The organism is Streptomyces sp. NPDC055239, from assembly GCF_053606205.1.
Map to the genome: position 1 here is coordinate 40,773 of NZ_JBSGRD010000017.1, position 17,611 is coordinate 58,383.

At 70.3% G+C, this 17,611-nt stretch carries 18 protein-coding genes; 12 read left to right on the plus strand and 6 right to left on the minus strand.

All coding sequences use genetic code 11. The features are described from left to right. Positions 1-221 precede the first annotated feature (221 nt). The 7 genes from ACWFRJ_RS38525 (at position 222) to ACWFRJ_RS38555 (ending at position 8,118) form a co-directional block, all read left to right on the plus strand. Positions 222-1,883, plus strand: a complete 1,662-nt coding sequence (locus ACWFRJ_RS38525) for an ABC transporter ATP-binding protein (RefSeq protein ID WP_453542202.1) — start codon at positions 222-224, stop codon at positions 1,881-1,883. Then, complete coding sequence (locus tag ACWFRJ_RS38530; RefSeq protein WP_453542205.1) at positions 1,880-3,016, plus strand: ABC transporter permease; 1,137 nt, start codon at positions 1,880-1,882, stop codon at positions 3,014-3,016. The genes ACWFRJ_RS38525 and ACWFRJ_RS38530 overlap by 4 nt, the downstream gene beginning before the upstream one ends. Continuing rightward, complete coding sequence (locus ACWFRJ_RS38535; RefSeq protein WP_453542208.1) at positions 3,013-4,275, plus strand: ABC transporter permease; 1,263 nt, start codon at positions 3,013-3,015, stop codon at positions 4,273-4,275. The genes ACWFRJ_RS38530 and ACWFRJ_RS38535 overlap by 4 nt, the downstream gene beginning before the upstream one ends. Continuing rightward, the gene (locus tag ACWFRJ_RS38540; protein ID WP_453542211.1) at positions 4,272-4,709 is read left to right on the plus strand and encodes a cytidine deaminase; all 438 of its coding nucleotides are present in this window, start codon (positions 4,272-4,274) and stop codon (positions 4,707-4,709) included. Before ACWFRJ_RS38535 ends, ACWFRJ_RS38540 begins: the two co-directional genes overlap by 4 nt. A gap of 109 nt (positions 4,710-4,818) precedes the next feature. Then, positions 4,819-6,096 (plus strand): thymidine phosphorylase, encoded by a 1,278-nt coding sequence (locus ACWFRJ_RS38545; RefSeq protein WP_453542213.1) that lies wholly within the window; start codon positions 4,819-4,821, stop codon positions 6,094-6,096. 122 nt (positions 6,097-6,218) lie between these two features. Then, a complete protein-coding gene (locus ACWFRJ_RS38550) occupies positions 6,219-7,673 on the plus strand; it encodes a hypothetical protein (protein ID WP_453542216.1) in 1,455 nt (484 codons plus the stop codon). A 55-nt stretch (positions 7,674-7,728) separates the two neighbouring features. Continuing rightward, positions 7,729-8,118, plus strand: a complete 390-nt coding sequence (locus ACWFRJ_RS38555) for an STAS domain-containing protein (RefSeq protein ID WP_453542219.1) — start codon at positions 7,729-7,731, stop codon at positions 8,116-8,118. On the opposite strand, the gene ACWFRJ_RS38560 is transcribed toward ACWFRJ_RS38555, so the two are convergent. Together ACWFRJ_RS38560 and ACWFRJ_RS38565 are read right to left on the minus strand one after the other, a co-directional pair. Continuing rightward, the gene (locus ACWFRJ_RS38560; protein ID WP_453542222.1) at positions 8,020-9,012 is read right to left on the minus strand and encodes a sigma-70 family RNA polymerase sigma factor; all 993 of its coding nucleotides are present in this window, start codon (positions 9,010-9,012) and stop codon (positions 8,020-8,022) included. The genes ACWFRJ_RS38555 and ACWFRJ_RS38560 overlap by 99 nt on opposite strands. A gap of 120 nt (positions 9,013-9,132) precedes the next feature. Beyond that, the gene (locus tag ACWFRJ_RS38565) at positions 9,133-10,452 is read right to left on the minus strand and encodes an MFS transporter (RefSeq protein WP_453542225.1); all 1,320 of its coding nucleotides are present in this window, start codon (positions 10,450-10,452) and stop codon (positions 9,133-9,135) included. Positions 10,453-10,514: 62 nt separating this feature from the next. Here ACWFRJ_RS38565 and ACWFRJ_RS38570 point away from each other — a divergent pair, with 62 nt between their 5' ends. Further along, positions 10,515-11,525 carry a LysR family transcriptional regulator gene (locus tag ACWFRJ_RS38570; RefSeq protein WP_453542228.1) on the plus strand — a complete coding sequence of 337 codons (1,011 nt, stop codon included), beginning with the start codon at positions 10,515-10,517 and terminating at the stop codon, positions 11,523-11,525. On the opposite strand, the gene ACWFRJ_RS38575 is transcribed toward ACWFRJ_RS38570, so the two are convergent. After that, positions 11,479-12,417: a LysR family transcriptional regulator gene (locus tag ACWFRJ_RS38575; protein WP_453542231.1), complete on the minus strand. Its 939-nt coding sequence runs from the start codon at positions 12,415-12,417 to the stop codon at positions 11,479-11,481. The two genes, ACWFRJ_RS38570 and ACWFRJ_RS38575, sit on opposite strands and share 47 nt — an antisense overlap. A 137-nt stretch (positions 12,418-12,554) precedes the next feature. Between ACWFRJ_RS38575 and ACWFRJ_RS38580 the strand changes: the two genes are divergently transcribed. Beyond that, positions 12,555-13,352, plus strand: coding sequence for an inositol monophosphatase family protein (locus ACWFRJ_RS38580; protein ID WP_453542234.1), 798 nt, complete (start codon positions 12,555-12,557; stop codon positions 13,350-13,352). Positions 13,353-13,407: 55 nt separating this feature from the next. After that, entirely contained in the window at positions 13,408-14,037 is a 630-nt protein-coding gene (locus tag ACWFRJ_RS38585) for an NADPH-dependent F420 reductase (RefSeq protein WP_453542237.1), read from the plus strand. Between the two features lie 25 nt (positions 14,038-14,062). Here ACWFRJ_RS38585 and ACWFRJ_RS38590 read toward each other — a convergent pair whose 3' ends face one another. After that, positions 14,063-14,827: an alpha/beta hydrolase gene (locus tag ACWFRJ_RS38590; protein ID WP_453542240.1), complete on the minus strand. Its 765-nt coding sequence runs from the start codon at positions 14,825-14,827 to the stop codon at positions 14,063-14,065. 114 nt (positions 14,828-14,941) lie between these two features. Between ACWFRJ_RS38590 and ACWFRJ_RS38595 the strand changes: the two genes are divergently transcribed. Both ACWFRJ_RS38595 and ACWFRJ_RS38600 read left to right on the plus strand, forming a co-directional pair. Beyond that, positions 14,942-16,111: an adenosine deaminase gene (locus ACWFRJ_RS38595; RefSeq protein ID WP_453542243.1), complete on the plus strand. Its 1,170-nt coding sequence runs from the start codon at positions 14,942-14,944 to the stop codon at positions 16,109-16,111. 142 nt (positions 16,112-16,253) lie between these two features. After that, positions 16,254-16,655, plus strand: a complete 402-nt coding sequence (locus tag ACWFRJ_RS38600) for an ATP-binding protein (RefSeq protein WP_453542246.1) — start codon at positions 16,254-16,256, stop codon at positions 16,653-16,655. A gap of 93 nt (positions 16,656-16,748) precedes the next feature. Here ACWFRJ_RS38600 and ACWFRJ_RS38605 read toward each other — a convergent pair whose 3' ends face one another. Further along, the gene (locus tag ACWFRJ_RS38605) at positions 16,749-16,952 is read right to left on the minus strand and encodes a PspC domain-containing protein (protein WP_453542249.1); all 204 of its coding nucleotides are present in this window, start codon (positions 16,950-16,952) and stop codon (positions 16,749-16,751) included. Positions 16,953-17,045: 93 nt separating this feature from the next. After that, entirely contained in the window at positions 17,046-17,594 is a 549-nt protein-coding gene (locus ACWFRJ_RS38610) for a VanZ family protein (protein WP_453542252.1), read from the minus strand. Between the last annotated feature and the right edge of the window lie 17 nt (positions 17,595-17,611).

Sequence of the window (17,611 nt, forward strand, 5' to 3'; positions counted from 1 at the left end):
ACTCGCTGCGACCAGTACTGCGCTGCAACAGCGAAGTCACGGCCGCGAAACGGGGTGTGGGGGACGATGGGTCCCCCGCGCCCCGTTCGCGCGGCCCACTGCTCAACTCCCGTCGAACCAGGGGCGCTACGCGCGTAGGTGGCCCCTTTCCTGAGGATTTCCGAGGAGAGTGCGCCATCGACGCGTCCACCAGCCCTCCGCCCACCGCTAGGGCCGTTGCCGTGGAACTCACCGGCATCACCAAGCGCTTCCCGGGCGTCGTGGCCAACCATGACATCCGCCTGACCGTCCGCAAGGGCACCGTGCACGCCCTCGTCGGCGAGAACGGCGCGGGCAAGTCGACCCTGATGAAGATCCTCTACGGCATGCAGAAGCCGGACGAGGGCACCATCTCGGTCGACGGCGCCCAAGTGACCTTCGCAAGCCCCGCCGACGCCATCGCGCGCGGCATCGGCATGGTCCACCAGCACTTCATGCTCGCCGACCAGCTGACCGTCCTGGAGAACATCGTTCTCGGGAGCGAGAAGCTGCACGGCATCGGCGCCGCCGCCCGCCGCAAGATCGCGGAGATCTCCGACCGGTACGGCCTCGGGGTCCGCCCCGACGCCATGGTCGAGGACCTCGGCGTCGCCGACCGCCAGCGCGTGGAGATCCTCAAGGTCCTCTACCGCGGCGCCACCACGCTGATCCTGGACGAGCCCACGGCCGTGCTCGTGCCCCAGGAGGTCGACGCGCTCTTCGACAACCTGCGCGAGCTGAAGTCCGAGGGCCTGTCCGTCATCTTCATCTCCCACAAGCTGGGCGAAGTCCTCTCCGTCGCCGACGACATCACCGTCATCCGGCGCGGCACGACCGTCGGCACGGCGATCCCCTCGGAGACGACCCCGCGCCAGCTCGCCGAGCTGATGGTCGGCAGCGAGCTGCCCACGCCGGAGACCGCGGAGTCGACGGTCACCGACCGCACCGTGATCGAGGTCCAGAGCCTCACGGTCTACGACAAGGGCACGGTGTCGACCGGCCAGTCGTCGGCGAGTCTGCTCATGGACGAGGTCCAGCGCGGAGACGTACGACGCGTGCTCGACGATGTCTCGTTCACCATTCACGCGGGCGAGGTGATGGGTATCGCCGGCGTCGAAGGAAACGGCCAGACGGAACTCATCGACGCGCTCATCGGCCTGAAGCACGCCGACTCCGGTGCCATCCGCTTCCTCGAAGAGGACATCACCGGGCTGGCCACGCGCCACCGCCGCGAGCAGGGCATCGGCTACATTCCCGAGGACCGCCACCGCCACGGCCTCCTCCTGGAGTCGCCGCTGTGGGAGAACCGCATCCTCGGCCACGTCACCGAGAAGCCCAACTCCCGCGGCAAGGGCGGCTTCTGGCTCGACCCCAAGGGCGCGCAGGCCGACACCCGGCGCATCGTCGAGGAGTACGACGTCCGTACGCCCGGCATCGACGTCACGGCCGCCTCCCTCTCCGGCGGCAACCAGCAGAAGCTGATCGTCGGCCGCGAGATGAGCCACAAGCCCCGCTTCCTGATCGCCGCCCACCCCACCCGCGGTGTGGACGTCGGCGCGCAGGCCCAGATCTGGGACCAGATCCGCGAGGCCCGCCGCGAAGGACTCGCCGTCCTGCTCATCTCGGCGGACCTCGACGAGCTGATCGGCCTCTCCGACACCCTCCGCGTGATCTACCGCGGACGGCTCGTCGCCGACGCCGACCCGGCCACCGTCACGCCCGAGGAGCTCGGTTCGGCGATGACGGGTGCGGCGTCCGGCCACCTCGAACACGTAGAAGAAGACCCCGAGAACCCCGAAAACCCCGAGAACCCCGAAGACCCCGAAGAGGGCTCTGCCGAGACTTCGGAGGACGAGGCCCGATGAAGAAGTTCGACAAGGAGCGACTGCTCCTCGCGGTGGCCGGACCGGTCATCGCCCTCGTCGTGGCGGTGGCGCTGACCTCGGTCGTGCTGCTCGCGTCGGGCAAGAACCCGATCGAGCCGTACACCCTGATGCTGGAGCAGATCAGCTACTCCGACATCCAGGTCCTGACCATCAACCAGGCCGGCATGTACTACCTGGCCGCGCTCGCGGTGGCCGTCGGCTTCCGCATGAACCTGTTCAACATCGGTGTGGACGGGCAGTACCGCCTCGCCGCGATGGCCACCGCCGTCGTCGGCGCGCACGTGGCGCTCCCCGCCCCGCTCCAGATCCCGCTCCTGATGCTGGTCGCCATGCTCACCGGCGCCTTCTGGGCGGGCATCGCGGGCATCCTCAAGACCACGCGTGGGGTCAGCGAGGTCGTCGCGACGATCATGCTCAACGCCATCGCGACGAGCGTCATCGGCTACATGACCCTCACCGACAACTTCGGCGTCCCGGTCGGCAACAACCAGACCACCGGCGAGATGCACGAGTCCGGCTGGTTCCCCGGGATCAGCATGGGCGACTCCGGCGAGATCTACGGCTTCGTGATCATCGCTGCTCTCGCGGGCGTCCTGTACTGGCTGGTCCTCAACCGCACCCGCTTCGGCTTCGACCTGCGTGCCACCGGCGCATCCGAGTCGGCAGCGGCGGCCTCCGGCGTGAACGCCAAGCGCATGGTCCTCAGCGCGATGCTGATCTCCGGCGCGGTCGCGGGTCTCGCGGGCATGCCGATCCTGCTCGGCGACACCCACACCTACAGCCTCAGCTTCCCCGCGGGCCTCGGCTTCACGGGCATCGGCATCGCGCTCCTCGGCCGCAACAGCCCGGTCGGCATCGCGTTCGCCTCGCTGCTCTGGGCCTTCCTGGACAAGGCGTCACCCGCTCTCGACTACGCGACCCCGGTCGCGTACGACAAGGAGATCGCGGTGATCATGCAGGGTCTCATCGTGATCGCGGTCGTCGTCTCCTACGAGGCCGTACGCCGTTGGGGCCTGAGCCGCCAGCAGCGCCGCGTCGGCGAGGAACTGGCCGCAGCCACCCGTAAGGGCAACGGCAACAACGACACCGTGAAGGAGGTGGCTGCCCGATGAGCTCGGCAACCGTAGCCAAGCCCCCGGCCAAGCAGCCCGCGCCGGGCCGCCGCCGCATCTCGCTCCCCGTCCTCCTGCTGATCGTCGCGGGTGTCCTCGTCCTGACGTCCGTGGTCCGGCTGATCACCGACGCGGACGGCATCACCTCCACAGGGCAGATGTCCACCGCGCTGCGGCTGGCCGTGCCGATCGGCCTCGCGGGGCTCGGCGGTCTGTGGGCCGAGCGCGCCGGCGTGGTCAACATCGGCCTTGAAGGCATGCTCATCCTCGGCACCTGGTTCGGCGCGTTCGCCGGTTACCAGTGGGGCCCGTGGGTCGGCATCCTGTTCGGCATACTCGGCGGCGCGCTCGGCGGACTGCTCCACGCGATCGTCACGGTCACCTTCAACGTCAACCACATCGTCTCCGGTGTGGCCCTCAACATCCTCGCCCTCGGCGCCACTCGCTACCTCTCCACCTTCGCCTTCGAGGGCAAGGAGGGCGGTACGTCGAAGCAGTCGCCGCCGGTCGAATCGCTTGGCAGCTTCTCCGTACCCGGCCTCTCCGACTGGTTGCAGGACCTGAACGAGAAGCACTGGTTCCTCGTCTCGGACATCGCGGGCCTGCTCGGCGGCCTGTTCACGGACCTCTCCCCGCTCACCGTCATCGCCGTCGCGATGGTGCCGCTGAGCTGGTGGGTCCTGTGGCGTACGTCGTTCGGTCTGCGCCTGCGCTCCTGCGGCGAGAACCCGGTCGCGGCCGAGTCCCTCGGCGTCAACGTCTACAAGTACAAGTACCTCGCCGTGATCATCTCCGGCGGTCTCGCCGGGCTCGGCGGCGCGTTCCTCTCGCTCGTCGGCTCGAACATCTACCTGGAGGGCCAGACCGGCGGGCGCGGCTACATCGGCCTCGCCGCGATGATCTTCGGCAACTGGATGCCGGGCGGACTCGCGCTCGGTGCGGGCCTGTTCGGTTACACCGACAGCCTGAAGCTCCGGGGCGGCGGCACGAACGTGCACGCGCTGCTCCTGCTGCTCGCGATCCTGCTGGTCATCGGCGCGGTCTACCTCGTATGGCGCAAGCGTTACGTCCCCGCGGCGATCACCGCGGCCGTCTCGGCGCTCATGTTCGCGTGGTACGGCTTGACCGACGAGGTTCCCAACCAGGTCGTCACCGCCACGCCGTACGTCGTTACGCTCCTTGTGCTCTCGCTCTCCGCCCAGCGGCTGCGCATGCCGAAGGCGGACGGCCAGCCCTATCGAAAGGGACAAGGAACGTGACCGAGACCGAGAGTGACTCCGAGTCCGACTCCGACTCCGCGGGCGAGACCGAGCCCGACTGGGACGCGCTGCGGGATGCCGCACGCGAGGCCATGTCCCGTTCCTACGCTCCCTACTCGGGCTTCCCGGTCGGCGCCGCGGCCCTCGTGGACGACGGCCGCACGGTGTCGGGCTGCAACGTGGAGAACGCGTCGTACGGCCTCGGCCTGTGCGCCGAGTGCGGTCTTGTCTCGCAGCTCCAGCTCACCGGGGGCGGCCGTCTGACGCACTTCACCTGCGTCGACGCCAAGGGCGAGATCCTGATGCCGTGCGGACGCTGCCGTCAGCTGCTGTACGAGTTCGGTGGCGCGACGCTGCTGTTGGAGACGGCCGCCGGTATCCGGACTCTGGGGGACATGCTCCCGGACCCGTTCGGCCCGGAGCACCTCAACTGACGTACGGCCCCTTCCTGTTGCTGTGCGACCGGGAGGGGCCGTCTTCATCCTGCGGCTCTATGCGCGTAGAGTCGCCTCACCGTTTTAAGGCGCAAAGAGGGGTTATGCCATGGACGTCATCTCCGTGATTCGTACGAAGCGGGACCGCGGCGAGCTGAGCGGCGAGCAGATCGACTGGGTCATCGACGCGTACACGCGCGGCGTGGTCGCCGACGAGCAGATGTCGGCCCTTGCCATGGCGATCCTGCTCAACGGCATGAACCGCGGCGAGATCGCCCGCTGGACGGCCGCGATGATCGCGAGCGGCGAGCGCATGGACTTCTCGTCCCTGTCCCGCCCCACGGCCGACAAGCACTCCACGGGTGGCGTCGGCGACAAGATCACGCTGCCGCTCGCCCCGCTGGTCGCCGCGTGCGGCGCCGCCGTTCCGCAGCTGTCGGGCCGGGGCCTCGGCCACACGGGCGGCACCCTGGACAAGCTGGAGTCGATCCCGGGCTGGAAGGCCCTCCTCTCGAACGAGGAGATGCTGTCCGTCCTGGAGGGCGTCGGCTCGGTCATCTGCGCGGCGGGCGACGGACTGGCCCCGGCGGACAAGAAGCTGTACGCGCTGCGGGACGTGACCGGCACGGTGGAGGCGATTCCCCTGATCGCCTCGTCCATCATGTCGAAGAAGATCGCCGAGGGCACCGGCTCGCTGGTCCTCGACGTGAAGGTCGGCACCGGCGCCTTCATGAAGAACATCGAGGACGCCCGCGAACTGGCGTCCACCATGGTCGAGCTGGGCACCGACAGCGGCGTACGTACGGTCGCGCTGCTCACCAACATGTCCACGCCGCTCGGCCTGACGGCGGGCAACGCCCTTGAGGTCCGCGAGTCGGTGGAGGTCCTCGCGGGCGGCGGTCCCTCCGACGTCGTCGAGCTGACCCTCGCCCTGGCCCGCGAGATGCTCGACGCGGCGGGCCTGAAGGACGCCGACCCGGAGAAGGCCCTCGCGGACGGCTCGGCGATGGACGTGTGGCGCCGGATGATCTCCGCCCAGGGCGGCGACCCGGACGCGACCCTGCCGGTGGCCCGCGAGACGCACGTCGTCACGGCGCCGTCCTCCGGCGTCCTGACCCGCCTCGACGCGTACGACGTCGGCGTCGCGGCCTGGCGCCTCGGCGCGGGGCGTGCGCGCAAGGAGGACGTCGTCCAGGCGGGTGCGGGCGTCGAACTCCACGCCAAGCCGGGGGACTCCGTCGAGGCGGGCGCCCCGCTGCTGACCCTGCACACGGACACGCCGGACCGCTTCGCTTACGCGCTCCAGTCCCTGGAGGGTGCGTACGACGTCGCCCCCACCGGAACGGACTTCTCGCCGGAGGCGATCGTGCTGGACCGGATCGGCTGACAGCTCGGCCGGCCGTGTGAGTCTGCCCGTGTGGTCGGGTGTTGTGCCCTTCCGTACCTGGTCCCCGCCTGCCCGTGCCGCGTATGCAGGGACGAGTCGCATCCTGCGCGGGAGGGGCAGCCTTGCACGACCATGATCACGATCACGTCAAAGCCGCCGGCACCGGGGCCGTCCGCGGCCCGGTCCGGCGGCCCGCGGGTGCGGCACCGCCCGGAGGGCTCATCGGCCTGCATCGCGACGCGGGGAACGCCGCTGTCGTCCAGATGCTGCGCGAGGCCGGTCACCCCTACGCGGGCGGCGCATCCCGGCACGGCGGACAGATCCACGTGCAGCGTTACGCGAGCGGCCAGGTCAAGAGCCTGGCCAGCGAGCAGGGCGTGGGCCCCTACTTCGAGTCGCAGGCACCGCAGGGCACTCTGGCCCCGGATCCGGAACAGGTCTCGAAGCACTCGGTGGACCACCTCGGGGCCCGTACCCACGACCCGTTCCAGCAGGACGTGGCGGAGGAGACCGGTGTCGAGCCGTCCCCGCCGCTCGGGCTGCCCCTCAGGGTCGCGGGCGACGGATCCCTCGCCGTGCACGACACCGCGCGCGAACCGAAGGAGTTCTACGCGACGGCGGGCGTGATCGAGGCGAGCAACGCATCTCTGGAGGGCGTCGGCAGCAATTACACGCTGGTGGCCCGCGGACCGCAGATCTCCGTGGAGAACCCGTCCGGCGACGGGTCCGTCGTCCTCAAGCGCGTACAGCCTCAGACGCGGGAGAACCCCCAGAACGCCGAGTCGGGCTTCGCGAACCTGCTGAAGTCCGAATGCATCGACGTGGCCCGGGAGTTGATGGGCGGCGGCAGGCAGACGGACGTCGTCCTGACGGGGCGGGACAACATGCCCTGGGAGGACAGGACCGTCGACAGCGTGGCCGACGGCCTCGCCGACCGCGCGGGCGCACCGCAGGGCGCCCCCACCCCGGAGCGCTACGGCGGCGCCCTGCGCGAGCACCCCGAAGAGATGGACGCCGCTGCCGCGGACCTCGGGGTGAACAAGGCCGCGGCCCCCGCGGTGGGCGAGGGCTATACGACCGTCTCCCTGGGGCAGAGCGCCAAGCTCGACTTCGGCGAGTCCGCCACCCCCGCGGCCAAGCTCCAGGACATCTGGGGCTTCCACTTCGCGGGCGTCGCGGCGCTCAGCGCGAACGGCGAGGACCGCGTCACCCTGGAGAACTACACCCGCACCGCCAACTCCGGCGACGCGCTGCAGGAGCTGCTCCCCAAGCTGGTGGAGGAGTTCAAGACCAAGACCGCCATCCCGCTGCTCCGTCCCAAGGGCAAGCCCGCGCCCGGGGGCTCCGAGATGGACCAGGTGAACAAGCTGCTCAAAGAAATCGCCGGAAGCGCCCAGCGCGGCACCGAGGAGTTCAGGCGGCTCTCGGAGGCGAAGAACGAGTGGAACAGCAAGTGGTTCTTCCGCATGTACGGGTCGGGAGCGGGCCAGTCGTTCCACGAGCAGCAGTACGACAGCGGGCGGGGTGACTTCGTGAACGCCCTGACCCTGCGCGTCCGCAAGCGGCCTCAGGCCTGACCTGAGGCTGACGGCCGTACCGATGAGTTCCGGCCGCCCCACCGGTCAACCCTGCATGGCTGCTCCCGAAGAGAACCTCACCGAGGAAAACCTCATCCGGATCGAGGGCCCCCTGCGCGCAGGCGACATCCCGCACCTGTGCGACCGGGTGGCCGCCGCCCGGCACCGCCCCGGCGGCGGTGACGACGTGATCTGCGACGTCGCCGCCGTCACCACCGCCGACCTCGCGACGGTCGACGTCATCGCCCGACTGCACCTCGCCGCCCGCAGGGCGGGGGGCCGGATCCGGCTCAGAAATCCGTCCCCCGCGCTGCTTGCCCTGCTCGGCCTCGTCGGTCTCGTCGAACTACTCGGCCTTGTCGTCGAGATGGAGCGGCAGGCCGAACAGCGGGAACCACCGGGGCGTGTCCAGGAAGCAGTGGAAGCCCGCGATCCGCCCCTCTGAGATCTCGATGACCTGAACCGCCCACGGCGCGAACCCACCCTTCTCCGGGTCGGGCTTGTAGTGGGCGAAGCCCGGCGTGCCGTTGACGTCGACCGGGAACAGGCGGCTGTTGGCGCAGGACGCGCCGATGGTCGACATGAAGCCCGTGATGTCGGCAGTGCCGCGCAGCCACAGGTCGAACGGGGGCATCGTCATGACGGCGTCTTCGTGCAGCAGCGCCGTCAGCGCCGCCATGTCATAGCCCTCGAAGGCCGCCACGTACCGCTCGAGGAGCTTCTGCTGCTCTTCGTTCAGCGGATCGGATACGGCGGTGTCGTCGGCAGGGGCTTCGGCGAGGGTCGCCCGCGCCCGCTGCAACGCGCTGTTGACGGAGGCCACCGAGGTGTCGAGGAGCTCGGCCGCCTCGCTGGCCTTCCACGCGAGGACCTCGCGCAGGATGAGCACCGCCCGCTGCTTGGGCGGCAGTTGCTGCAGGGCGGCGACGAAAGCGAGCCGCACCGACTCCTTCGCCACGGCCGCCTCTGCGGGGTCGCTGAGGGACGGCAGCATGCGCGCGTCCGGCATCGGCTCCAGCCACACGTTGTCCGGGCGGGGCGTGAGCGCGGCCTGGGCGAGGGGCGCCGCCGCGCTCAGGTCCATGGGGCGTGCGCGGCGGTTGCCCGCGTTCAGCATGTCCAGGCAGACGTTCGTCGCGATCCTGTACAGCCACGACCGGAGGCTGGAGCGGCCCTCGAACTTCTCGAAGCTCCGCCAGGCCCGCACCATCGTGTCCTGCACCGCGTCCTCGGCCTCGAACGCCGAGCCCAGCATGCGGTAGCAGTACCCGGTCAGTTCGACCCGGTGTTTCTCCAGCGTGACGTCCAGTTCCGACGTCGTGCCTGCGATGTCAGTCATCCCAACCCACCCCTGCGGCTGCCACGGAAGTCCCCAGCACTTCGGAAGCTACCGCAGCCCACTGACAACGGCCCCCGGAGTAGGAAAACCCGCAGGCGGGAGAGGACCAGTCCAGTGCCGCTAGTGCGCCGCCACGAGCCCCCGCCGCTCCTGGGCGCGAGCCGCGTGCGACCCCCAGACGGTGATGGACGCGACGCCGAGCACCGCGAGGAGACCCAGGCCCACCGTCCCCGCCCAGCCTCCCGCGTGGAAGGCGACCGCGCCGAGCGTGCCGCCCGCGCTGGAGCCCAGGTAGTACGCGGACTGGTAGAGCGCCGAAGCCTGCGCACGCCCCGCAGTTGCCGTACGGCTCACGGACGACGAGGCGACCGCGTGCCCCGCGAAGAAGCCCGCGGTGATCAGGACGAGCCCGAGAAGCACCATGCCGAGCGCGTCGGACAGGGAGAGCAGCAGACCGCCCGCCGTCGTGCTCACCGCCAGGTACAGCGCCCCGCGCCTGCCGAGCCGCGCCACCAGCTTCCCCGCGGCGGCCGACGAGACCGTACCGACGAGGTAGACCAGGAAGATCGAGCCGATGATGCCCTGGGGGAGGGAGAAGGGCTCCTCGGTGAGGCGGTAGCCGATCACGGTGTAGACCGCGCCGAACACCGTCATGAACAGTGCGCCGATCGCGTACAGCCTGCACAGCAGAGGGTTGGAGAGGTGTGAACGGATGGTCCTGCCGAGCGCCTTGGGGTTGAGCGAGCCCGGCGTGAAGTGGCGCGGCGCGGGGAGCAGCGCGCGGAAGGCGAGGGCGCACAGGACGGCCACGACACCCACCACGCCCACGGCCGCGCGCCAGCCCCATGCCTGCGCGACCCAGCCCGTGATGATGCGCCCGCTCATGCCGCCGATGGAGTTGCCCGCCACGAACATGCCGATCGCGGCGACAAGGGCCTTGGGCCTGACCTCCTCCGCGAGGAACGCCATCGCGGACGCCGGAAGCCCGGCGAGGGCCGCGCCCTGCACGGCCCGCAGCGCGATCAGCACGCCGATGGAGGGAGCGAAGGGGACGAGGAGACCCACGACCACCGCGACCGTCAGTGAGACGGTCATCAGCGTCCGCCGCCCGAACCGCTCGCTGAGCGCGCTCAGGGGCAGTACGAAGAGGGCGAGGGCGCCGGTGGCGGCCGACACCGTCCAGCTCGCTGAGCTCGCGCTGACGCCGAAGTCGGCGGAGACGAGGGGGAGCAGCGCCTGCGTGGAGTAGAGGAGGGCGAAGGTGGCGACACCCGCGAGGAAGAGGGCGAAGCTCATGCGGCGGTAACCGGGGCCGCCGGGGTTCAGGCGGGTGTCGGTGGGCTCGGAGGCATCCGTGGCATCCGTGGCTTCGATGTCCGGGGACGACGGGGGGAGGGCGGCCGCGTGGGTGACGGACGCCCCGCTACTGGCAGGAGGCATGTGTCGAACGTAGGCACACATGACTCATCCGTCCAATGCATGGACTGGCCATAATCGTTCCCATGGTGCATGAGCGCAGTTCAGAGCGGCGTCTGTCGCAGAGCAGTTACGTAGGAGACATCGGCGCGGCAGCTACAGGACCGGTGCCGTCGCCGGCCGGGCTGACCCCGGAGTCCTGGTCCGCGCTGCTCTCGCCGCGCCTCGCGTACTTCGCGGGCGTCGCGCGGACGGAGCACGTGACGCGGGCCGCGCAGGAGATGCAGGTGCCGCAGTCGACCCTTTCGCGTGCGCTCGTACGCCTCGAACAGGACCTGGGCGTCGACCTGTTCGCACGGCACGGCCGCACGGTGTCCCTGACCCCGGCGGGCCGTACGTTCCTCGGCTCCGTCGAACGGGCGCTCGGCGAGGTGGAGCGTGCGGCGGAGTCCGTACGGGCGGACGCGGACCCGGCGTCGGGCAAGGTGGCCTTCGGGTTCCTGCACACCATGGGGTCGGAGACCGTGCCCGGCCTGATCCGCGCCTTCCGCGCGGACCATCCGCGGATCCGCTTCAGCCTCGTACAGAACTACGGGGAGGCGATGATCGAGCGACTGCGGGCGGGGGAGCTCGACCTGTGTCTGACCTCGCCCGTGCCGGACGCGCCGGACCTGGTCGCCCGCCGCCTGGACGAGCAGCGCCTGCGCCTCGTCGTGCCGGACGACCATCGCCTCGCTTCCCGCAAGCGGGTCCGTCTCGCGGAGGCGGCGGACGAGGCCTTCGTGACCCTCGAACCCGGCTACGGCCTGCGCCGCATCACGGACGACCTCTGCCAGGAGGCCGGCTTCAAGCCGCGGGTCGCGTTCGAGGGGGAGGAGGCGGAGACACTGCGGGGCCTGGTGGCGGCGGGTCTCGGGGTTGCCCTCCTGCCGCCACCGGCCGTCCCCCGGCCGGGAGTCGTGGAGCTGACGGTGACGGGGCAGCGGGCGGTGCGCGAGATCGGCGTGGCCTGGCTGGACGGCCACCCGGACACTCCGCCGGTGGCGGCATTCAAGAAGTTCCTGCTGGGGAGGAGGGGGAAGCTGCTGCCCGAATAGCCAGGGACTGCAGAGCCGAGCGTGCCTGGGCGCGCAGCCACGCATGGGCGCGGTCGTTGTCGTGGCGCTGGTGCCAGACCAGGTGCAAGGGGATCGGCGGCATGGTGAGGGGCAGGTGCAGCGTCCGCAGGCCGAGGTCGCCCAGGGCGGATGCGGTGACGGCCCGGGGGAGGGTGACGACGAGGTCGGTGTCGAGGACCAGGGGGAGCGCCGTTGCCGCGCTCGGGGTCGCGGCGACGACCCGGCGTTCGAGCCCGAGGGCGGCGAGGGCGTCGTCGACGGGGTCGCGCAGACGTCCGCGCCGGGAGACGGTGACGTGCCCGGCCGCCGCGTAGCGCTCGGGGGTGAGGGGCCCGTCGGTCAGCGGGTGACCGGGGCGGACCGCCACGACGAGGCGGTCCTCGCCCACGAGTTCATGGCGGATGTCGGGTGCCGAGGGCTCGGCGGAACTCGATTCGAGGTCGACCTCACCGCGCCGTAGTTCCGGGGTGTCGGAGTTCGACTCGGCCACCAGGCGCAGCCGTACGTCCGGGGCCTCGCGGTGGACGGCGGCGAGCAGGGCGGGGCCGCATGCCGATGCCAGCGCGTCGTGCCAGCGGACGGTGAAGGTCCTGCTCAGGGTGGTCAGGTCCAGTTCCCTGTCCCTGCTGAGGAGTTGGTGGGCCTGGTGGACGACGTCGTGGACCTGCGCGCGCAGCTCCAGGGCGTGCGGGGTCGGGACCATCGTCCGGCCGGTGCGGACCAGGATCTGGTCGCCGGTGGTCTGGCGGATCCGTCCCAGGGTCCGGCTCATCGCCGGGGACGTGACGTGCAGACGGGCGGCGGCGCCCGCCACGCTGCCCTCCTCCAGGAGCGCGTCGAGCGCGGTGAGCAGATTCAGATCCAGTTGCATGGGGGTAATTCTAGGGCTTACAAGCATGCACTTGCTGTTAATCCACGGGCTGCCTACCTTCGAGAAACGGACCGCGGCACGACGCACATCGCATCGCACCGCCCCTCAACCCCGATCCGATTCCCGTGGGAGCACTCATGTCCAGTGACCTCAGCGCCGGCCTGTCCACCGTCACCGCCGCCGTCCGCGCGGCCGGTGATCTGCTGCGCGAGCGCTACACCCCGCAGGCCCGCGGCACCAGCACCGAAGAGATCGTCGCGGAGATCCACGCCAACGACGACGCGGTGCTCGACGTCCTGAAGGCGCCGCTGCTCGCCTCCCGGCCAGGATCGAACTGGGCCGAGGACGAACTCGCGGGCGGCGCGCTCCCGTCGGGGGAGTGGTGGGTCGTCGACCCGGCAGAGGGCAACATCAACCACGTCCACGGCATGCCGGACTGGGCCGTGACCGCCACCCTCGTACGCGACAACGAGCCGGTCCTCACGGTCGTCCACCTTCCGCTGACCGGCGACGACTACACCGCCGTCGCCGGACACGGCGCCCACCTGAACGGCGTGCCGCTGCGGGTGTCGGCCAAGACCGACCTGGGCGCTGCCCTGACCGGCACGGGCCAGGCGCGGCCCGGGGAGGACGAGGACACGTTCCGCCGGATCGGCTCGTCCGTCACACAGATGCTGATCAACGGCCTCGTCGTCCGCGTCTCCGTACCCGCGACCCTGCAGCTGATCCACGTCGCCGCGGGCCGTATGGACGCCTTCTGGCAGTTCTCCGACGTGCGTTCGGGTCTGGTCGCAGGCGCCCTGCTGGTCGCCGAGGCCGGAGGCGCCGTCACCGACACCCACGGCAACCCGTGGAGCCTGAACAGCCCCGACTTCCTGGCCGCCGCCCCCGGCATCCACGCCGAGACCGTCAGGATCCTCTCCCCGCTCGCCTGATCACCCGGCACCCGCCATTACCCGTACCCCGTAGAAACGCAAGGAGCACCCCGACATGACCAGCATCGGCATCCTCGGCGCGGGCCGCGTCGGCAGCGGCCTCGCCCGTACGCTCGCAGCCGCAGGGCACGAGGTCACCCTCGGCCACCGGCAGCAACCGGAAGAAGCCAAGGCCGGTACGGTCCGCCTCGCCGACCAGCGCACCACGGCCGCCACCACCGACATCGTCATCAACGCGACCCCGGGCGACAGCGCCCTGGCACGGCTCTGCGCCCTCGACGCCGAACTGTCCGGCAAGATCCTCATCGACGTCTCGAACGCCACGAGCCACAGCCCCGACGGACTCCCCGCCGACCTCGTCTACCCCGGAAGCAGCCTCGCCGAGCAGCTCCAACAGGCCTTGCCCGCCACCCGCGTCGTCAAGACGCTCAACACCATGCTCTTCCCGGTCATGACCGCCCCCGCGTCCCTGTCCACCCCGCCCACCGCCTATCTGTCCGGCGACGACGCGGACGCCAAGACCGTCACCGCCGCTCTCCTCGCCGACCTGGGCTGGCAGCCCGGCTGGATCGAGGACCTCGGCGACATCACCACCGCACGCGCCACCGAAGCGCTCGTCCTGCTCGTCCCCCACGTGCTGCGCGGCAACGGCTTCCAGCCCTTCGCCGTCTCCCTCGCACGCTGAACAGTCCGCACGCCCCGCATACCGCTCAGTGCCTCAGCGACCGCCCGAAGCCGGATGCGAGCGGCATCCGCAGCCCCAGCGGCGGCGGAGCCGCGAGCGCGTCCTCCAACGGGCGCGCGTACGCGTGGCCGAACAGCGAGCCCATGACGAAGTCCGATGCCAGCGCCTGGACTTCATCATGGTGCTGATGCAACCGGTGCCCGTCGGAGTGGACTTCGAACCGGCACACCTCCCGGTTCGCCTTCTTCGCCCGCTCCGCGAGCCGGAAGGAGAGCTCCGGATCGGTCCGCTCGTCGTTCGTGCCGTGCACGATCAGGACCCGCCGCCCCGCGAGCTGCTTCACCGGCTCGGGGGTCGCGGCCACATCGTCCTCGGGCAGCCAAGGGGCCAGTGCCAGAACGGAGTTGACCGCGTCGTGCCCACTGGCCCGCAGCGCGGCCCGGCCGCCCATGTCCATGCCGACGAGGCAGATGGAGACATCGCCGTAGAGCCGGGTGACCTCGTCCGCCGCCCACTCCGCGTCCCGCGCGAGCTGTGCCTGCGCGCCGTTCCACCCCCGGTAGCGGTAGTGCACGACGTGCGCGGCGAGCCCCTCGCCGCGGCCGTCCTGGGCGAGCTTGCGGCCGAGCGCGCGCACCGCGTTGGCGGCGAACGGGGACGGCTTGCGGGCTGAGGTCTCGTGGCCGCCGGGGAGCAGCAGCACCGCGCCGCTGACCGCCGAAGGACGGGTGCCGATCACGCGCCCGAGCCTGGCCGCGCGCGCGGAATCGGGCGTCGCTTGCTGTGCCATGACAGAACAGTGTCAGAAGCGATGGTGTACGCCACCCGTCCGCGGGGTCACTGTTACGTATCGACCCGTGAGATCTCCCGGGTGATCTACGCGCGTAGGCGCTAGAGTGCCGAGATGACGAGCCAGACCACCAAAGCCGGTCAGACGGACCGCGAAACGCCCAGCGCCGAACAGATCCGCCGCTCCCCGAAGGTGCTCCTCCACGACCACCTCGACGGCGGCCTGCGCCCCGGCACGATCGTCGACCTCGCCCGTGAGTCGGGTTACGAGGGGCTGCCCGAGACCGACCCCGACAAGCTGGGGATCTGGTTCAGGGAAGCGGCCGACTCCGGTTCGCTGCCGCGCTATCTGGAGACCTTCGCCCACACCTGCGCGGTGATGCAGACGAAGGACGCCCTCAAGCGCGTGGCGGCCGAGTGCGCCGAGGACCTCGCGCAGGACGGCGTCGTCTACGCCGAGATCCGGTACGCCCCCGAGCAGCACCTGGAGCAGGGCCTCACCCTCGAAGAGGTCGTCGAGGCCGTCAACGAGGGCTTCCGGGAAGGCGAGCGGCGCGCGAAGGAGGCAGGACACCGCATCCGCGTGGGCGCGCTGCTCACCGCCATGCGGCACGCGGCCCGTGCCCTGGAGATCGCCGAACTCGCCAACCGCTACCGCGACCTGGGCGTCGTCGGCTTCGACATCGCGGGCGCGGAGGCGGGCTTCCCGCCCACCCGTCACCTCGACGCCTTCGAGTACCTCAAGCGCGAGAACAACCACTTCACGATCCACGCCGGTGAGGCCTTCGGTCTTCCCTCCATCTGGCAGGCCCTGCAGTGGTGCGGCGCCGACCGGCTCGGCCACGGCGTGCGGATCATCGACGACATCCAGGTCGCCGACGACGGCACCGTGAAGCTCGGCCGCCTCGCCAGCTACGTACGGGACAAGCGCATTCCCCTGGAGATGTGCCCCAGCTCCAATCTCCAGACGGGTGCGGCGAGCTCGTACGCCGAACACCCCATCGGTCTGCTGCGAAAGCTGCACTTCCGGGCCACGGTGAACACCGACAATCGTCTGATGTCCGGCACCAGCATGAGCCGTGAATTCGAGCATTTGGTCGGCACATTCGGCTACACGCTCGACGACATGCAGTGGTTCACAGTCAATGCGATGAAATCAGCGTTCATTCCTTTCGATGAACGCCTGGCCATGATCAATGACGTGATCAAGCCCGGATATGCCGAGTTGAAGTCCGAATGGCTGTTCCGCCAGACCGCCTCTACCAGGGCTTCTGTCGATGTGTAACAGAAATTGAGGCGATGCGGGCGCGGCCGGGAACATTAATTCCCGGCCGCGCTTTTGCTGTTTCGCTGTTTGCGGACTGCCCCTTCACATGTTTACGGTCATGGGCCGCTCAAAAGTCCCCGTCATCAAGGACGCATTGAAGATGAAGCAGTCTGCCGTCAAGACCCTCGGTGTCGCCGCTCTCGGCGCCGCTTTCGCCGCCGCCGGCGCCGGTGTCGCCACCGCCGCTCCGGGCCTGCCCGACGCCACGAACGCGCTCGGCTCCGCCACCTCGATGCTGCCCGTCGAGCAGGTCGCCGACAACCTGCCCGCCGGTGGCCCCGAGGCGGTAGCCGCGGGCCAGAACGCGGTCGGCAGCACCCTGGAGGCCGCAGCGCCGACCGTCGCGAAGCTCGGCGAGAGCACCAAGCCCGCCGCCGACCGGTCGGTCAAGCCCGCCGACCCGGTCGCCGGTCTGCTCGGCGGCCTGCCGGTCTCTGGCGCCCTGCCCACCCAGGGTCTGCCGCTGCAGGGTCTGCCGCTCGACGGTCTGCCGCTCGGCTGATCCTCGCCGGTCACGGCGTACGCCGATGGGGCGCACCCTCATGTCGAGGATGCGCCCCATCGGCGTACATATGTGGCAGCGGAGGCCGCCGGTTCACCAGGCGGCCTGCGAGGTCTTGCCCTCGGTGGGCAGCAGGACCCAGAGCGCGATGTAGAGCAGGAACTGCGGTCCGGGAAGAAGGCACGAGACTACGAAGATCACGCGCATCGTGGTCGCCGATGTGCCGAAGCGATGGGCGAGGGCGGCACAGACTCCGCCGATCATCCGGCCGTTCCTGGGGCGGGCAAGGGCGGTCATGAGGGCTCCTTCGTGAACCGTCGGTATGAAGTCGTTCGGGGCGTTTACCCCGATGACTCAAAGCTACGTTCACGAAGCGGGCGAGGCGTCGCTCTAGGGTGCGATGCCGACCCTGGGAATCGTCGGGGTCGGACCCTGAGGAGCGTCCTCCCGAAGGAGGGGCACCCGGTCCTCCACGTCACCACGGCGGCGGAGTCTGGCCCTGACCGCGGGGACCACGGCGACGTGCGCGAGGGCCACGCCCACCGTGTTCAGGAGCAGCGAGTCGATGTCGACGACCTGCCCGGGAACCCCGGTCTGCAGCAGTTCGATGCCCATCGAGATCAGCGCGCCCGCCGCGACAGTTCGCACCAGCGAACCGAGCGGCGAGACATGGACCCGCCCCCCGGCGAGCGGGAGCAGCAGCCCGAGCGGGGCGAGGAGCAGCAGACTGCCGCCGATATGGCGGGTCGCCTCGACAGGGCCGAGTGCCAGATCCGCCTTGATGCCGGCGAACGGCTGAAGGTTCGCCGCGCTGACCCAGGGCACGTCCAGTGGACGCAGCGTGAGCCACGCGACGAGCAGAAGATGTGCGACGAGGAGGAATCCTCCTGTCGCACGGAAGCGAATGGCAGCCCCGTGGCCGCCCGAGCCTTGACGCACGTCCCCCAAGACGCACC

Bases quoted from the DNA above. Each gene is read 5' to 3' on its own strand.
- ACWFRJ_RS38565 (WP_453542225.1), bottom strand. From the start codon at position 10,452: ATGCCTCCTGCCAGTAGCGGGGCGTCCGTCACCCACGCGGCCGCCCTC.
- ACWFRJ_RS38560 (WP_453542222.1), bottom strand. From the start codon at position 9,012: ATGACTGACATCGCAGGCACGACGTCGGAACTGGACGTCACGCTGGAG.
- ACWFRJ_RS38605 (WP_453542249.1), bottom strand. From the start codon at position 16,952: ATGACCGCCCTTGCCCGCCCCAGGAACGGCCGGATGATCGGCGGAGTC.
- ACWFRJ_RS38580 (WP_453542234.1), top strand. From the start codon at position 12,555: ATGTCCAGTGACCTCAGCGCCGGCCTGTCCACCGTCACCGCCGCCGTC.
- ACWFRJ_RS38555 (WP_453542219.1), top strand. From the start codon at position 7,729: ATGGCTGCTCCCGAAGAGAACCTCACCGAGGAAAACCTCATCCGGATC.
- ACWFRJ_RS38535 (WP_453542208.1), top strand. From the start codon at position 3,013: ATGAGCTCGGCAACCGTAGCCAAGCCCCCGGCCAAGCAGCCCGCGCCG.
- ACWFRJ_RS38585 (WP_453542237.1), top strand. From the start codon at position 13,408: ATGACCAGCATCGGCATCCTCGGCGCGGGCCGCGTCGGCAGCGGCCTC.
- ACWFRJ_RS38575 (WP_453542231.1), bottom strand. From the start codon at position 12,417: ATGCAACTGGATCTGAATCTGCTCACCGCGCTCGACGCGCTCCTGGAG.
- ACWFRJ_RS38570 (WP_453542228.1), top strand. From the start codon at position 10,515: ATGGTGCATGAGCGCAGTTCAGAGCGGCGTCTGTCGCAGAGCAGTTAC.
- ACWFRJ_RS38530 (WP_453542205.1), top strand. From the start codon at position 1,880: ATGAAGAAGTTCGACAAGGAGCGACTGCTCCTCGCGGTGGCCGGACCG.
- ACWFRJ_RS38590 (WP_453542240.1), bottom strand. From the start codon at position 14,827: ATGGCACAGCAAGCGACGCCCGATTCCGCGCGCGCGGCCAGGCTCGGG.
- ACWFRJ_RS38595 (WP_453542243.1), top strand. From the start codon at position 14,942: ATGACGAGCCAGACCACCAAAGCCGGTCAGACGGACCGCGAAACGCCC.
- ACWFRJ_RS38545 (WP_453542213.1), top strand. From the start codon at position 4,819: ATGGACGTCATCTCCGTGATTCGTACGAAGCGGGACCGCGGCGAGCTG.
- ACWFRJ_RS38600 (WP_453542246.1), top strand. From the start codon at position 16,254: ATGAAGCAGTCTGCCGTCAAGACCCTCGGTGTCGCCGCTCTCGGCGCC.